14 protein-coding genes are annotated in these 14,947 nt (G+C 59.3%); 8 read left to right on the forward strand and 6 right to left on the reverse strand.

From position 1 onward, the window contains the following. Positions 1 to 5: 5 nt before the first annotated feature. On the reverse strand, positions 6 to 1,652 hold the full coding sequence (locus Q0837_RS06915) for an electron transfer flavoprotein-ubiquinone oxidoreductase (RefSeq protein WP_298466796.1): 1,647 nt from the start codon (positions 1,650 to 1,652) through the stop codon (positions 6 to 8). A gap of 105 nt (positions 1,653 to 1,757) precedes the next feature. On the opposite strand from Q0837_RS06915, the gene Q0837_RS06920 reads away from it, so the two are divergent. The 4 genes from Q0837_RS06920 (at position 1,758) to Q0837_RS06935 (ending at position 5,983) form a co-directional block, all read left to right on the forward strand. Next, entirely contained in the window at positions 1,758 to 2,543 is a 786-nt protein-coding gene (locus Q0837_RS06920; RefSeq protein ID WP_298466799.1) for a uracil-DNA glycosylase family protein, read from the forward strand. 89 nt (positions 2,544 to 2,632) lie between these two features. Beyond that, positions 2,633 to 4,300, forward strand: a complete 1,668-nt coding sequence (locus Q0837_RS06925; protein WP_298466802.1) for a lytic transglycosylase domain-containing protein — start codon at positions 2,633 to 2,635, stop codon at positions 4,298 to 4,300. Between the two features lie 17 nt (positions 4,301 to 4,317). Then, positions 4,318 to 4,848: a molybdenum cofactor biosynthesis protein B gene (gene moaB / locus Q0837_RS06930; RefSeq protein WP_298466805.1), complete on the forward strand. Its 531-nt coding sequence runs from the start codon at positions 4,318 to 4,320 to the stop codon at positions 4,846 to 4,848. Positions 4,849 to 4,888: 40 nt separating this feature from the next. Beyond that, a complete protein-coding gene (locus Q0837_RS06935; protein ID WP_298466806.1) occupies positions 4,889 to 5,983 on the forward strand; it encodes a PA0069 family radical SAM protein in 1,095 nt (364 codons plus the stop codon). A gap of 66 nt (positions 5,984 to 6,049) precedes the next feature. Here the strand turns inward: Q0837_RS06935 and Q0837_RS06940 are convergent, their stop codons facing one another. Together Q0837_RS06940 and Q0837_RS06945 are read right to left on the reverse strand one after the other, a co-directional pair. Continuing rightward, entirely contained in the window at positions 6,050 to 6,505 is a 456-nt protein-coding gene (locus tag Q0837_RS06940) for a hypothetical protein (RefSeq protein ID WP_298466807.1), read from the reverse strand. Then, a complete protein-coding gene (locus Q0837_RS06945; protein ID WP_298466808.1) occupies positions 6,502 to 6,840 on the reverse strand; it encodes a helix-turn-helix transcriptional regulator in 339 nt (112 codons plus the stop codon). The genes Q0837_RS06940 and Q0837_RS06945 overlap by 4 nt, the downstream gene beginning before the upstream one ends. A gap of 475 nt (positions 6,841 to 7,315) precedes the next feature. Between Q0837_RS06945 and Q0837_RS06950 the strand changes: the two genes are divergently transcribed. Further along, positions 7,316 to 7,744, forward strand: coding sequence for a hypothetical protein (locus Q0837_RS06950; protein WP_298466809.1), 429 nt, complete (start codon positions 7,316 to 7,318; stop codon positions 7,742 to 7,744). 41 nt (positions 7,745 to 7,785) lie between these two features. On the opposite strand, the gene Q0837_RS06955 is transcribed toward Q0837_RS06950, so the two are convergent. Both Q0837_RS06955 and Q0837_RS06960 read right to left on the reverse strand, forming a co-directional pair. Next, a complete protein-coding gene (locus Q0837_RS06955) occupies positions 7,786 to 8,226 on the reverse strand; it encodes a DUF1330 domain-containing protein (protein ID WP_298466810.1) in 441 nt (146 codons plus the stop codon). A gap of 2 nt (positions 8,227 to 8,228) precedes the next feature. Then, complete coding sequence (locus Q0837_RS06960) at positions 8,229 to 9,827, reverse strand: long-chain fatty acid--CoA ligase (protein WP_298466811.1); 1,599 nt, start codon at positions 9,825 to 9,827, stop codon at positions 8,229 to 8,231. A gap of 88 nt (positions 9,828 to 9,915) precedes the next feature. Here Q0837_RS06960 and Q0837_RS06965 point away from each other — a divergent pair, with 88 nt between their 5' ends. After that, positions 9,916 to 10,254 carry a hypothetical protein gene (locus Q0837_RS06965; RefSeq protein WP_298466812.1) on the forward strand — a complete coding sequence of 113 codons (339 nt, stop codon included), beginning with the start codon at positions 9,916 to 9,918 and terminating at the stop codon, positions 10,252 to 10,254. Here the strand turns inward: Q0837_RS06965 and dnaE are convergent. Beyond that, on the reverse strand, positions 10,251 to 13,736 hold the full coding sequence (gene dnaE / locus Q0837_RS06970) for a DNA polymerase III subunit alpha (RefSeq protein ID WP_298466813.1): 3,486 nt from the start codon (positions 13,734 to 13,736) through the stop codon (positions 10,251 to 10,253). The genes Q0837_RS06965 and dnaE overlap by 4 nt on opposite strands. A gap of 134 nt (positions 13,737 to 13,870) precedes the next feature. Between dnaE and Q0837_RS06975 the strand changes: the two genes are divergently transcribed. Both Q0837_RS06975 and Q0837_RS06980 read left to right on the forward strand, forming a co-directional pair. Then, entirely contained in the window at positions 13,871 to 14,632 is a 762-nt protein-coding gene (locus Q0837_RS06975) for a YIP1 family protein (protein ID WP_298466814.1), read from the forward strand. 15 nt (positions 14,633 to 14,647) lie between these two features. Beyond that, complete coding sequence (locus tag Q0837_RS06980; RefSeq protein WP_298466815.1) at positions 14,648 to 14,938, forward strand: hypothetical protein; 291 nt, start codon at positions 14,648 to 14,650, stop codon at positions 14,936 to 14,938. The last annotated feature ends 9 nt before the right edge of the window (positions 14,939 to 14,947 follow it).

Raw genomic sequence — 14,947 nt, forward strand, 5'->3', positions numbered from 1 at the left:
GAACCTCACATATTCGGATAGTTAGGCCCGCCGCCACCCTCTGGCGTGACCCAGTTGATGTTCTGGTTCGGGTCCTTGATGTCGCAAGTCTTGCAGTGGACGCAGTTTTGCGAGTTGATCTGGAACTTGGGCTCCTTGCCGTCTTCCAGGATCCACTCGTAGACGCCCGCTGGGCAATAGCGTGACGACGGCCCGCCAAAGACCTCGAATTCGCTCTCGCGCTGCAACTCGCGGTCTTCGACTTGCAAGTGGACCGGCTGGTCCTCTGCATGGTTGGTGAAGCTGTAGGCTACGTTGGTGAGGCGGTCGAAGCTGATTTCGCCATCAGGCTTGGGATAGTCGATCTTCGGATAAAGATCGGCACGGCCCGTCAGCGTGTAATCGGGGTGATGCTTCATGTTGATCGGGAGGCCAATCTTGAGCGTGCGCATCCACATGTCCACGCCCGCCAGCGCAGTGCCGATGTCGCCGCCATACTTCGCGACCGCCGGCTGTGCGTTCTTCACTACCTTCAGCTCATCTGCGATCCAGCTTGAGCGAACGGCGCTGTCATAGTCCATCAGCTCGGTCTTCTCTTGACCGGCCGCCACCGCCGCAGCGATGCTTTCTGCGGCCAGCATACCGCTCTTCATGGCTGTATGGCTGCCTTTGATCCGGGGCACGTTGACGAATCCAGCCGCGCAGCCGATCAGTGCGCCGCCGGGGAATGCGAGCTTCGGCACAGCCTGCCAGCCGCCTTCATTAATCGCCCGCGCGCCATAAGCCACCCGGGTGCCGCCTTCGAGATATTCGCGGATCGCCGGATGCTGCTTCCAGCGCTGGAATTCCTGATAGGGCGAGACCCATGGGTTTTTGTAATCGAGCGCCGTCACGAAACCGAGCGCGACCTGTCCGTTCGCCTGATGGTAGAGGAAGCCCCCGCCCCAGCTGTCGCTTTCGCTCAAAGGCCAACCCTGCGTATGGATCACCCGGCCCGGCACGTGTTTCTTGGGATCGATATCCCACAATTCCTTGATGCCGAGGCCATAGACCTGCGGCTGACAGTTCGCTTCGAGATCGAACTTCGCCTTCATCTGCTTGGTCAGCGAGCCGCGCGCACCTTCGGCAAACAGAGTGTACTTCGCCTCGATCTCCATGCCCGGCTGATAGTCGGGCTTGTGCGAGCCATCCTCGGCGATGCCCATGTCCTGTGTGATCACGCCGCGGACGTTGCCGTCATCGTCGAACATCACTTCGTTGGCGGGGAAGCCGGGGAACACCATCACGCCCAGCTCTTCGGCCTGCTCACCCAGCCACCGGCACATATTGCCGAGCGAGCCGGTGTAACAACCGTGATTGCTCATCAGCGGCGGCATGAACAGGTGCGGCAGCGAAGTCTTGCCGCCCTTTGACAGCACCCAGTGCCAGTTATCGGTTACCGGCGTCTCTGCCATCGGGCAGTCTTTGTCGCGCCAGTCAGGAATCAACTCATCAAGCGCCTTGGGATCGACCACCGCGCCCGAGAGGATATGCGCGCCGATTTCGGAGCCCTTCTCAAGCACCACGACTTCGAGTTCTTCGTTGATCTGTTTCAGCCGGATCGCTGCGGACAAGCCAGCTGGCCCGCCTCCAACGATCACAACATCACACGGCATCGATTCCCGTTCACTCATGCGCTTTTCCGGTTCCCATAGTTTTCGACCCGGCAGGGCCGCGTATTTCGTCTCAACTGCACTTGCTAACTGCGATTCGGACAGTCAAGGTTTGCATTCAATAGCATGACGGACTCTGCCCCCACCCTTGCACAGGAATTTGAGAGCGCGCTCGACTGGTGGAGTGCGGCTGGGGTCGATTCCGATTTCACCGATGACGCTACGGCTTGGTTGCTTGAAAAGCTGGAACAGGAGGGCAGTTCCGGGCAGTCAAAGGCAACTGCCGGTGTGGCCGCATCGGAAGGAATATCAGATTCCAAGTCAGCCGAACCAGCCCGCGCTCAACCGGCGCGCCTCAATCTGCTTGGCGATTCGCCGCCGGAGACGCTCAGCGAATTCCGCGAATTCTGGCTCACGGCGCCGGGACTTGATCCGATTGGACCTCGGGGTCGCGTTTCACCTCGGGGAGATGCCAACGCAAAACTGATGGTGCTGGCGGTCGAACCAGAGGAAGGCGACCGGGACAGGCTGTTCACCGGACCGCAAGGTCAATTGCTAGCACGTATGCTTAACGCGATGGGTCTGACGGAGGATGAGGTCTATTTCGCATCCGCGCTGCCAAGGCCCACTCCCATGGCCGATACCGCAAGCATCGCAGCCGCCGGAATGGATGCAATTACCGCGCATCACATCAAACTTGCGGCTCCGAAAAGCGTTCTTGCCCTCGGCGGCAACATTCTGCCGCTAATTGGCCACGAATTGCCGAAAGACCCATCATCTTTACGTGAAATCAACTTAGTTAATCCACCTACGCCGCTTCTGGTTAGTGAGGGGCTGGATAGCCTCATGACGATGCCCCGGCTGAAAGCCCGGTTCTGGCGGAGATGGATTGAATGGTCGGCCAAGCGATAATGAATACCTGCGTTCGGCCCGCTTTGGTCGCCTTAACTCTAGCAACTGCTCTTACCGTTCCCACGATAGCTTCGGCGCAAAGTCAGAGCATGGCTGCGCATTACGATCGGCAAGCGAACCAGAGCAATTCTTTGCCGAGCGTGTTGTCGAACCAGGAGCGCGACTTTTATCGGCACGTGTTCCGCTCGATCGACCGTCAGCAATGGCAAGAGGTCGAAAAGCTCCTCAAAGACCGTCAGGGCGGCATCCTGCATCAGATGGCGCTCGCCGAGTACTACACCCACGCCAAGAGTCCCAAAGTCAGCGCCGACGCGATCGGCACGTGGTTCAGCATGGGTGTCGAACTGCCGCAATCGCAGCAGCTTGGCCGCATGGGCGCAAAGCGCGGTCTGCAATGGACTCCGAGTTTTCCGAGCGCGCAGGGCTTCCGCCGCCAGCCCGCCGCATCGAAGCGTATCCGGCCTCGCCCGGTCAACGATGGTACACTTTCGGCAAGCGCCAAATCCGCGATCCTTGACGCGATCAAGAACGACAATCCGATGGGTGCCTACGAGAAGCTCGCGGAAGTCGATGGTCAGCTGAGCTCCGCTGCGCGCGCCGAATGGCGCCAACGCGTTGCTTGGAGTTTCTACATCGAGAATGACGATGAGAACGCATTGGCGCTTGCCGAAAAAGTTTCTGAAGGCAGCGGTGCCTGGGTTGCTGAAGGCGATTGGGTCGCCGGACTGTCTGCATGGCGCCTTGGCTATTGCGCGCTTTCTGCCGAAGCATTTGCGCGCGCCGCGCAAAACTCGACCAATGTCGAGCTGACGACTGCCGCGCATTATTGGGCGCACCGGTCCCTTGTCCGTTGCCGCGAACCGGGACAGGCGCAGCAGCACTTGCAAGCCGCATCGCAGCACAGTGAGACACTTTACGGAATGCTTGCGGCAGACCAACTGGGCATTGAGCTTCCAGCAGGAGCCGAGCCTTCTCCGTTCACCGACAACGATTGGCGTTCGATCAACGACCGCTCCAATGTTCGCGTTGCGACCGCGCTGGTTGAAATAGGCCGTCCCGGTCTCGCTGATGAAGTGCTTCGCCACGAGGCGCGGATTGGCCGGTCGCAGGATTACGCTTCGATCGCGCGCCTCGCTCGCGAGCTTGGCCTGCCATCGACCCAGCTCTTCCTCGCGCACAATGCGCCCTATGGCATGCGGAGCGAAAGCTCCCTGCGGTATCCGGTCGCGCGCTGGCAGCCAAAGACTGGCTGGAGCGTCGATCCGGCCCTCGCCTTTGCGCATGCCTTGCAGGAATCTAACTTCCGCGCTGGAGCGGTCAGCCCAGCCAATGCGCGCGGTCTGATGCAGATCATGCCGGGCACAGCGCGCGATCATAACCGCAGCCTCAATCTCGGCGCGAGTTATGCCGACCTCAACGACCCAGAGGTCAATCTCGCATACGGCCAGCAGCACCTTGAGATGCTTCGCGACAGCTATGCGACGCAGGGCCTGCTGCCGAAGATCATGGCGGCTTACAACGCCGGTCTCACGCCGGTCAGCCGCTGGAACAGCGAGATCAACGATCAGGGCGACGCTCTGCTCTGGATGGAATCGATCCCCTATTGGGAAACGCGCGGTTATGTCGCCATCGTGATGCGCAATTACTGGATGTATGAGCGCGCCGCGGGCGTCGATTCGCCAAGCCGCCGCGCGCTTGCACAAGGGCAGTGGCCAGTCTTCCCCGATATGGCTAGAGCCCGGTCAGCGAGGCGCTAACGGCAGGGAGAGGTAAGGTGGCGATTGATGAGGCGAAGACCTTTACCCCGATCAACATTGCCGTTCTGACCGTCTCAGACACACGCACCGAGGCTGACGACACCTCCGGCGATATCCTCGCTGCCCGCGTGACGAGTGCCGGTCATGCCTTGGCCTCGCGGAAGATCATCAAAGACGATGCCGAACTGCTGGCCCAGCAATTCGACGCCTGGATCGACAATCCCGAGATTGACGCGATTGTCAGTACGGGAGGTACCGGTCTGACCGGGCGCGATGTTACACCCGAAGCCCTGTCTCGCATCGAAGGCGGCCGCGACGTCCCCGGTTTTGGCGAGTTGTTCCGCTGGCTCAGCTACAAGACCATCGGCACCAGCACCGTGCAATCGCGCGCCTGCGCCGTCGTTGCACGCGGCACCTATATCTTCGCCCTCCCCGGTTCGAATGGCGCAGTGAAGGATGGATGGGATGGAATTTTGGCCGAGCAACTCGACAACCGAAACCGTCCCTGTAACTTCGTGGAGTTAATGCCACGCTTGAGAGAGAAATAGACCTTCTCAAGCCACGTCTTGTTCTTTATATGTTCTCATTATGGGAACACCTAAACCCAACCATCCGGAGTTCGAAGCCGGACGCGGAGCCGCCTCGGCGAATGCCCCGACCCGCTTTGGTCTCGCAAACCGTGAAACCGATGGCGACTGGCGCGATCATGTCGAGGCACTCGACGGTCCGCCGATCAAACTGCGCACCACGGTCACCGAAGAACATCCCAAAACGATCATCAGCTTCAACAAGTCTCCCGACATTCCTTTCGACCGGTCAATCAATACCTATCGCGGGTGCGAGCATGGCTGCGTCTATTGCTTCGCTCGTCCTACCCATGCTTATCACGACCTCTCTCCCGGCCTTGATTTCGAGACAAAGCTGTTCGCCAAACCGGGCGCCGCCGAACTGCTGCGCGCAACTTTGGCCAAGCGCAAATACCGCCCTCGCCCGATTGCGCTCGGCACCAACACCGATCCTTACCAACCGATCGAGCGCGACTACCGGATCACGCGCGATATCCTGAAAGTGTGCCTCGAAGCGCGCCATCCGGTGACGATCACCACCAAGTCTGACCGCGTGATACGCGACGCCGATCTGCTGGAGGAAATGGCGCGGGAGAAATTGGTAGCGGTGGCCATATCGGTCACAACGCTCGACCCGGTGCTCTCAGGCAAACTCGAACCGCGCTGCGCCGCGCCCGCCAAGCGTCTTGCGGCGCTTGGGAAACTGGTCGAAATCGGCGTGCCAACCCATTGCTCAGTCTCGCCGATTATCCCTGCAATCACAGACGAATTCATGGAAAGCATCGTCGCGCGGGCAGGCGAACTCGGTGTGATGAACGCAGGCTGGATACCGCTACGCCTTCCCCACGAAGTCGCGCCGCTCTTCCGCGAATGGCTCGACGTCCACTACCCCGAACGCGCAGGCAAGGTGATGAGCATTGTGCGCTCTATCAGAGGCGGGCGAGACAACGATCCCGACTTCTTCACCCGCATGAAGCCAAGCGGCGTATGGGCGGACTTATTCAGAGCGCGGTTCCGGGTGGCGTGCCGGAAAGCGGGAATTGGCAAAGCCAAGTTCGAGCTGGATTGCTCGCGCTTCAGACGACCAGAAGTGGGTGGTCAGATGCGATTGCTGTGATGCCTGGATAGCCGAACCGCTTTTCCACAGGACCAACCATCATTCGGTCCCGGAAAGCGTCGCAAGCTACTTCTCGCAGAATGCCTTTAGTCCGTCTCCGAACAACAACTTCCACCCACCCTCGGCGCTGCTTGCTGAACTCTCTGTGACGTTGCCCAAAAGCGCATCCGAGACAACCAAGGCTCCGCCCTCATCGCGTTCTTCGACTGCCAGTTTCAGCATGGAGGTGGTCGGACCACCCCAGTCGGGTGCCATATAGCCGACGAGATAGAGCACTTTTCCGGGCGTGACCATCTGCACTCGGTACCACTCAAGCGAGCTGCCATCGGCCCCTGTTTCGATCAACTGACCGCCCGTTTCCGCGCTCAAGGAGACCTTCGATCCTTCACCCAACGCCCGAAAGTCACTCATCCACCAATCGTCGATCTGGTCGATCATCAGTGACCAGATGTCGGAAGCGCTGCGTTTGATCGGCACTTCAAACTGATATTTCATGATCGTTACGTCGGTAAGGTCGCTCATGGTTCGGTTCCTTGTTCAGCGATTTGCTTGAGTTTGTCTGCTGATGCTTTCACCCCATCGATATGTCTGACGACCCAGCTGCTGCAGACGGCCTTGATCGGTTCCGGGTTGAGATAGTTCCACCGCGCGCGGCCTTCCCGACGCACGTGGATGATGTTGCCTTCAGTCAGTATTTCGATGTGTTTGAGGACGCCGGTGCGGCCTATGTCGTCAAACAAGTCGACCAGCTCGCCCGTCTGCTTCGGCCCGGTTGCCAAAGCCTCAACGATCATGCGTCGTCGCCCATCGCTGAGCGCCTTCCAGACCTGGTCATCTTGATGAAATTGATATGTCACTATTTAGTGACATATGAGGGAGAAGTGCGCTTGTCAATTACGACCCCGTCTCGAGATAATTGAGTCTTAATGCTGTCGGATTGGCCCACTGTGCCAAACGCAAGGGGCAAGGTGATCACCTTTCTCCATCCGCATTGAGCCAAGCGGAGTATTGCCGGACGTGTTCAGAGCACGATCCCAAGTGGCGTGCCAGAAGGCAGGGATCGAGAAGGTACAGTTCGAGCTGGATTGCTCGCGCTTCAGACCACCGGAAGTTGGTGGTCAGATGCGGTTGTTATGAGCGCCGTCGTCACCCAGGACCTGATCCGGCGATCCAACTTTTTGGCAAAGAAGATGTCTGCTGCATCCTTGCTCCACGGTCGAGATGATATGGCGCTCTCTTGCCCTGCCTCCAGATCTTACTCTCACTCTTTCGGTCCGTTATAGGCGCGCAATCAAATCGCAAGAATCTTCAAATCGACTTTCAGAGCGAAAAATGACCTACAAGTTTGACCGCTACCTGCTTTTTGGGGTGCTATTTGGCATGATGGTCACTCTACCTGGCATGTCGATAGTGGAATTGGTGACCACTGGAACTATCGATCTAGAAGCAGTTGGAAGAGGTAGACGCCAAATCCCAACCTGGGCTTCCTACTTGGTCGGTTGGATATGTTTCTTATTTTTCTTACCTTCACTTATTCTTGCTTTGAAATATGTCGCCAAAGGTGAAATATTCAGTCTGCAAGACGGGTTTCTGGAAATCGATGGAGTCTCAATCGCGCCTGACCAGATCAAATCTTGGCGGGAAAACTGGCGTGGCTTCTGTGTGAAAACTGACGATGGCATGCTGTGTTGCCACCCTCGACTAAGCAAGAATGGTAAGAAGGCTCTCGACGAGTTCTTAAGTCAAGTTGACATCGCTTAAGACGACTTCACCAGCACAGTATTGCTGAGCTCTCAGCCGACTCACCCGAAACCCCCGCCAACCTCACCCGGCGCAAACCGCATCAGCCGGCTGTCCACCAGCGCCGCCGTGCGGTTCACTACCGCCAGCTGGTAATCCGGATCTTTGATCATTTCGAAGAACGCACCCGAATTCGGGTATTGCGCGACGAAGCCGTCGTGCCAGACCTTGTCGTCCGGCTCCGGACCGGTGACCATCGTCTGGAATGCACCGCGCCAAACGATCTCACCGCCGACGCGTTTGAAGATCGGGCCTGATGTCTTGCCGTATTCCTCATAGGCACGCCGACCGCTCCAGCCATTGCCGTGATGCTCGTGTCCCTCGGGATATTCAGCCAAATCCCGGTAACGCAGCAGATTGAGCATGTGGATCGGCTCATCGCGCGGCAGATCCTTGAACGCCTGAAAGTTGGCCGGCGACGGGTCAATGTAAGAGCGAGCCATCGTCAGGCCTCCAGCTTGTAGTCGGCGAAGCGGTCGCGCAGGTCTTTCTTGCTGATCTTGCCGGTTGCGGTGTGCGGGATGTCATCGACGAATTCGACCGCGTCGGGCAGCCACCATTTCGCGATGAGGGGTTTGAGATGCTCGACGATATCCTCGCCGGTGCAATCCGCGCCTTCTTTCTTGACCACGAACAGCACCGGGCGTTCGTCCCATTTCGGGTGATACATCCCCACGCACGCTGCTTCGGCGACGGCAGGATGGCCTACAGCGGCGTTTTCAAGCTCGACCGAACTAATCCACTCACCGCCCGATTTGATCACATCCTTGGTGCGGTCAGTGAGTTGCAGCGTACCGTCCGGGTGGATGATCCCGACATCGCCGGTGTCGAACCAGCCTTCGGGGCTGGCTGCGTCTTCCTCCGCCTTGAAGTAACGCTTGATAATCCACGGACCGCGAATTTGCAGTGCGCCGCTAGACTTACCATCACGTGGCAGTTCGGTCGTGTTGTCGTCGAGATCGACGGTCCGCAGTTCGACGCCGAACACCGGACGCCCCTGCATCGCGGTAACATCGACCTTTTCCTCGAACGAAAGCTCGTCCCAGTTCCAGGTCGGGCCGCCGACCGTGCCGATGGGCGACGTTTCGGTCATGCCCCAGGCGTGCTGCACGCGGGTGCCGTTCTTCATCAGCCGCTCGATCATGAAGCGCGGGCAGGCCGATCCGCCAATGGTCGCGGCTTTCAGAGGCGGCAGGTCGAGTTTGTTTGCGTCGCAATACTGGAAATGCGCGAGCCATACGGTCGGCACACCGGCGCTGTCAGTCACCTTTTCGCGCAGCATCATTTCATGCAGCACGGCCGGGTCGTTGACCGCCGAGAACACGAATTTGATCCCTGCCATCGCACCCGCATAGGGCAGGCCCCAGCTGGCAGCGTGGAACATTGGCACGACGGGCAGCATCACCGAGGAACTGGAGAAGTTGAACGCCGCCGGTTGCAAGCCCGAAATCGCGTGCAGCATCGTTGAGCGGTGCTCGTATTGCACACCCTTGGGATTGCCCGTGGTCCCGCTGGTATAGCAGATCATGCACGGGTCCGTTTCGGCGCCGGTGACCCACTCAAACTCGCCATCCTGCGCGCCGATCCAGTCTTCGAATGTCGGGCTGTGTTCGCCGGAATCGTAGCAGATGTAATGCTCCACCGTTGGCCAGCGGTCTTTCATCTTGTCCACGATGGGCTGGAAGGCGGCATCGTAAAGCAGCACGCGGTCTTCGGCGTGGGTGACGATATATTCGAGCTGATCTTCGAACAGGCGCGGGTTCACTGTGTGGAGTACCCCGCCCATCCCCGCGACACCATACCAGCTGACCAGATGGCGCGAGTGGTTCATCGCCAGACTGGCAACACGATCACCCTTGTTGATGCCAAGCGCCTGCAGCGCCTGCGCCATCTTCAGCGCATCTCGGCGAATGCCAGACCAATCGGTGCGAGTCTCGCTGCCGTCGGCCCAATGGGTCACGATCTCACGGCTGCCCGCCTCGCGCGCCGCATGATCGATCACACTGGTGATCCGCATGGTCCAGTCTTGCATTGCTCCGAGCATTTTTGGTTCTCTCCCAATTTGATTTTGCCAGCATTCATGCCGACGGTTTAAGGGCTTGGCAATTGCAGAAAGAACGAGCGGGACCGGGATGTTTCAGGAACTCAAGACACTGATCGTCGAACATGTCGGGCTCGCGAAGGATGCGCTGCATGTCTATGTGGCGCTTATCGTGTTTCTGGTCGTGTGCCGTCTGGTCCGCTGGCCTGCATCAAGCTGGAAACCGTGGCTGGTGGTGCTGGCCGTGGCGGTGCTCGGCGAAGTGCTGGATCTGCGGCACACCTTGTCGATGGGCTACACGGTCCGGCTCGATTATCATTGGACCGATCTGTGGAATACGATGCTGGTCCCGACCGTGCTGGTCTTGGTTGCGCGCTATACGAATGTATTCGAACGCAGGCCGACCGCAGAGGCAGGCGATCCGAGCTAAGCGACCAGCTTCAAATTGGCTCTGGAACGCAGCGGCGCCAGTTCGACATTCTCGATACCCTCGATCGCTGCTAGCCGCTCGGCAAGCTGGCCATCGAGCACAAAGTTCTGACCAAGCCGCATCGAAGCCTCTCCGCCATCGCTTAGCGCAAGCCGCAAGATCACTTCTCCCGGCGCTTCCGAACCAGTCGCCAATTCGAGCTTGAGATCGTTGAACGCTTCGCGACTGAGAATGTCTGCCCGTAGCAGCATCGGCATCCGTCCGCTGATAGATTCCAGCGGCTTCGCGCCGCGCACGGTCAATCGCGGGGGTTCGCCGGGATTGGGCGAATCCAGTTCCACACTGAGCAGCAGGCAAGCGCCCTCTGCAGCCCATCGTTCGAATTCCGGCACCAGCGATTCCTCGAAACACGCCGCCGAAAATTGCCCTGAACTGTCAGAGAAATCCGCCCGGATAAACTCTGCGCCGCGCTTGGTGCGCCCCTTATTCACGCCTTCGACCATCGCAGCGACGGCTGCCGTACTGCGGCCTCCGACTGGCGCTCCCGCTTCCATCAGGCTCTGATAGGTCCGCGCGCCCTGCGCCGAGGCGACGTCGCGATATTGCTGCACCGGATGGGCCGAGAAATAGAACCCGAAATTCTCGCGCTCTTTCGCCATCCGATCCGCACGCGACCATTCCTCAGTCGGTGTGAGACGCAGTTCCTCCGGCGCGGCATTCTCACCGCCGAACAAGCCGCCCTGCCCGCTGGAGCGCTCGCGGATCGCTGCATCGGCTACAGCGAGCAGCATGTCGGCGTTCTCAAAGATCAGCGCCCGGTTTGGTTCGAGCCCATCGAGCGCGCCTGCGCAGGCCAACCCCTCAAGCTGACGCCGGTTCATGGACCCTTGCGGCAGTCGTTCGAAGAAGTCCTTGAGACTTTCGAACGGGCCATGGGCCTCGCGCTCGGCCACGATGGATTCCATTGCCTTTTCGCCGACATTGCGGATGCCAGCGAGTGCGTAGCGGACTCCATATCCATCATCGGTCTGTTGGACGGTGAACCGCGCTTCCGAGGTGTTGATGTCCGGCGCGAGCACTTCGACCCCGCCCTCAACCGGATAGCGCCGCGCATCGTCGACGAAGATGTTGAGCTTCTCCGATTGGTGCAGGTCGAAACACATCGATGCCGCATAAAATTCTTCGGGGTAATGCGCCTTCAGCCATGCGGTCTGGTACGCGAGCAATGCATAGGCGGCGGCGTGCGATTTGTTGAAACCGTAGCCTGCGAACTTGTCGATCAAGTCGAACAATTCGTTGGCCTGTTTCGCCTCGATATCGGAGACTTCCTTGCACCCCGCAACGAATACGCTGCGCTGCTTGTCCATCTCCGCCTGGACCTTTTTGCCCATCGCGCGGCGCAGCAGGTCGGCATCGCCGAGCGAGTATCCGGCAAGGATCTGCGCGGCCTGCATCACCTGCTCCTGATAGACGAAGATGCCGTAGGTCTCGGCGAGGATGCCTTCGAGCTTGGGATGCGGGTATTCGATTGCGACTTCGCCCGCCTTGCGCTGTCCGAACAGCGGAATGTTGTCCATCGGGCCGGGACGGTAGAGGGAGACGAGCGCGATAATGTCGCCGAAATTGCTGGGCTTCACCGCTTTCAGCGTGCGCCGCATCCCTTCAGATTCAAGCTGGAACACGCCGACCGTGTTACCATCCTGCATAAGGTCGTAGACGGCAGTGTCATCCAGGGGCAGCTCGCCAAGATCGATGGCGATCCCGCGCAGTTCCAGCAGATCGACTGCCTTGCGCAGCACCGACAGCGTTTTCAGCCCGAGAAAGTCGAACTTGACCAGGCCGGAGCTTTCGACGTGCTTCATGTCGAACTGCGTCACCGGCATGTCCGAGCGCGGATCGCGATACAGTGGCACCAATTGCGCCAATGGCCTGTCGCCGATCACCACACCGGCGGCATGGGTCGATGAATTACGCGGCAAGCCCTCCAGCTGCATCGCCAGATCGACGAGCCGCTTCACCTCGTTATCGTTGGTGTATTCACGCTTGAAATCCGCTGCACCATTAAGCGCGCGCGGCAGAGTCCACGGGTCGGTCGGGTGGTTGGGCACCATCTTGCACAGCCGGTCCACCTGACCATAGCTCATCTGAAGGATCCGACCGCAGTCGCGGAGCACCGCGCGGGCCTTCAGCTTACCGAATGTGATGATCTGCGCGACGTGGTCCTCGCCGTATTTCTGCTGCACATAGCGGATCACTTCGCCGCGCCGGGTTTCGCAGAAATCGATATCGAAGTCGGGCATCGACACACGTTCCGGGTTGAGGAAACGTTCGAACAGCAGGCCCAGCTTGATCGGATCGAGGTCGGTGATCGTCAGCGCCCAGGCGACAATCGATCCGGCCCCTGAACCGCGCCCCGGACCCACAGGAATGCCCTGATCCTTGGCCCATTTGATGAAATCGGCAACGATCAGGAAGTAGCCGGGGAAACCCATATTGACGATGATGCCGATCTCGTAATCGAGCCGGTCGTAATAGGTCTTGCGCTCTTCCTCGCTCATCTCGCCATAAGGCTCGAGCCGCGCCTCCAGACCGGCTTTCGACTCGTCAGCGAGCATCTTGGCCTCACCTTCGAGATCGCCCGCAAGGCTCGGCAGGATCGGATCGCGATAAGGCGGCGCGTAGGCGCATCTTTGAGCAATCACGAGGGTGTTTGCGGTCGCCTCAGGGATGTCGTCGAACAGCTCTTCCATCATCGGAGATGATTTGACGAAGCTCTCCGCATTCGAGCGCGGGCGGTCTTCATTCTCGACATAGGTCGAGTTGGCGATGCACAGCATGGCGTCGTGCGCCTTGTGCATATGAGGGTCAGCGAAGCTCGCCGGATTGCTCGCGACCAGCGGTAGGTCGCGCGCATACGCCAGGTCGATCAGTGCATCTTCCGCGCGCTCGCATGCGGCATCGCCGCCCCGTGCAAGTTCGATGTAGAGTCGGTCGGGAAACAGCGATTGCAGCCGGTCCAGCAGAGCCTCAGCTGCCGGCGTCTGGCCTTCGGCAAGCAACCGGGTCAGCGCGCCCTCGCCTGCACCGGTCAAGGCGATCAATCCGCCAGTTCGGCCTTCCAGATCGTCCAATCGCACATGCGGTTCAAACTCCAGCGGCCGGTCCAAATGCGCTTTCGAAACAAGGTGGCAGAGGTTGTCGTAGCCATCTTCGTCCTGTGCGTAGAGCGGCAGGTAATCGACCTGTTTGCCTTCTTCGTCGCGCGCCACACCGAGCAAGGTGCCGATGATCGGCTGAATGCCTTCGCTCTTGCACGCCCCCGCAAACATCACCGCGCCGTACAGGCCGTTGCGGTCACAAATCGCGATAGCCGGGAAACCGCGCTCCTTGGCGAGCTTCGCAATCGCCTTCGGGTCGGCCATGCTTTCCAGCATCGAATAGGACGAAAGAACGCGCAGTGGGACAAACGGAGCAAATCGCATCGCACCAATATGCTTTGGCCGCGCATGTTTTCCAACAGCTCGGTCTGCGACGCTGGGGAAAACGAGATTTGACGCCGCTGACATTTAGCGACCATCTTTGCGCGATATATGAGAACTATCGAGGGGGATCCGATATGACCGACAACAATGAACTCCAGCAGCGGGCTGAGGGCCTGATGAACCGCGCCAAGGCAATCACGCTGAAACCGGCAGAGACTTGGCCGGTCATCGCCAAGGAAACCGACGAGCCTATGCAGGTCTTCCTGCGCTATGTTGTGCCTCTGGCTGCGATTGGTCCGGTCGCGTCATTCATCGGCGGTCAGGTTTTCGGCTATGGGTTGTTCGGCATCAGCTGGAAGCCATCTCTGATGGGCGGTCTATCGCAGGCCATCACAAGCTACGTTCTCACGCTTGCCAGCATCTGGCTGATCGCGTGGGTTGCCAATTTTCTGAGTCCCAAGTTTGAGGGCAAGGATGACTACGCCAGCGCATTCCGTCTCGCAGCCTATTCGATGACGGCGGCATGGATCGTCGGCATTGTCGGGCTCATCCCGGCGCTCGGCATTCTCGGCCTCGCAGCGTTGTACAGCCTGTATCTGTTCTACAAGGGCGCTCCAGTCATGATGGAGGTTCCCGCGAAGAACGCGATTGTTTACACCGTGATCACTGTGATCGTGGCCGTACTGGCAAACTTCGTGATCGGCATGATCGCTGCGGCACTCACTGGGCCTGGACCGATGGCAGGCATCGGATCAGGCGACGGCACGATTGATGGCACGACGATCGACCTTGGCGAGTACGGCTCGATTGAGGTGGATGAAGACGGCGACACAACAACCGCCACGATCAATGTCGATGGCGAGGAAATGACCATCGAAGTGCCTAACGAGGACTGATCGGAGATCCGGCGCATGGCCGACATGATCGAGGTTGAAAACGTCAACACGCCGGGCCGTAAGTCGCGGGTGAACGCGGCGAAATATGCCGACATGCTGCAAGCGTTCGAGAAGGCCCTGCCAAGTGCGTCACCCGGTCTAACGCAGGATCAGACCCGCGAGGCAGTCAAACCGCATCTAAGCGAGGACCTGTTTCCAGGCGGAAATACCTGCGGATGGTGGGCAAAGACGGTGCAGCTCGACCTTGAGGCCAAAGGCAAGCTGCTACGCGAAGCCACCAAGCCGCTACGCTGGCATTGGAAGTGACTTTGGCGA

Origin of the sequence: uncultured Erythrobacter sp. (genome assembly GCF_947499705.1) — a bacterium.
Taxonomy (GTDB): Bacteria; Pseudomonadota; Alphaproteobacteria; order Sphingomonadales; family Sphingomonadaceae; genus Erythrobacter.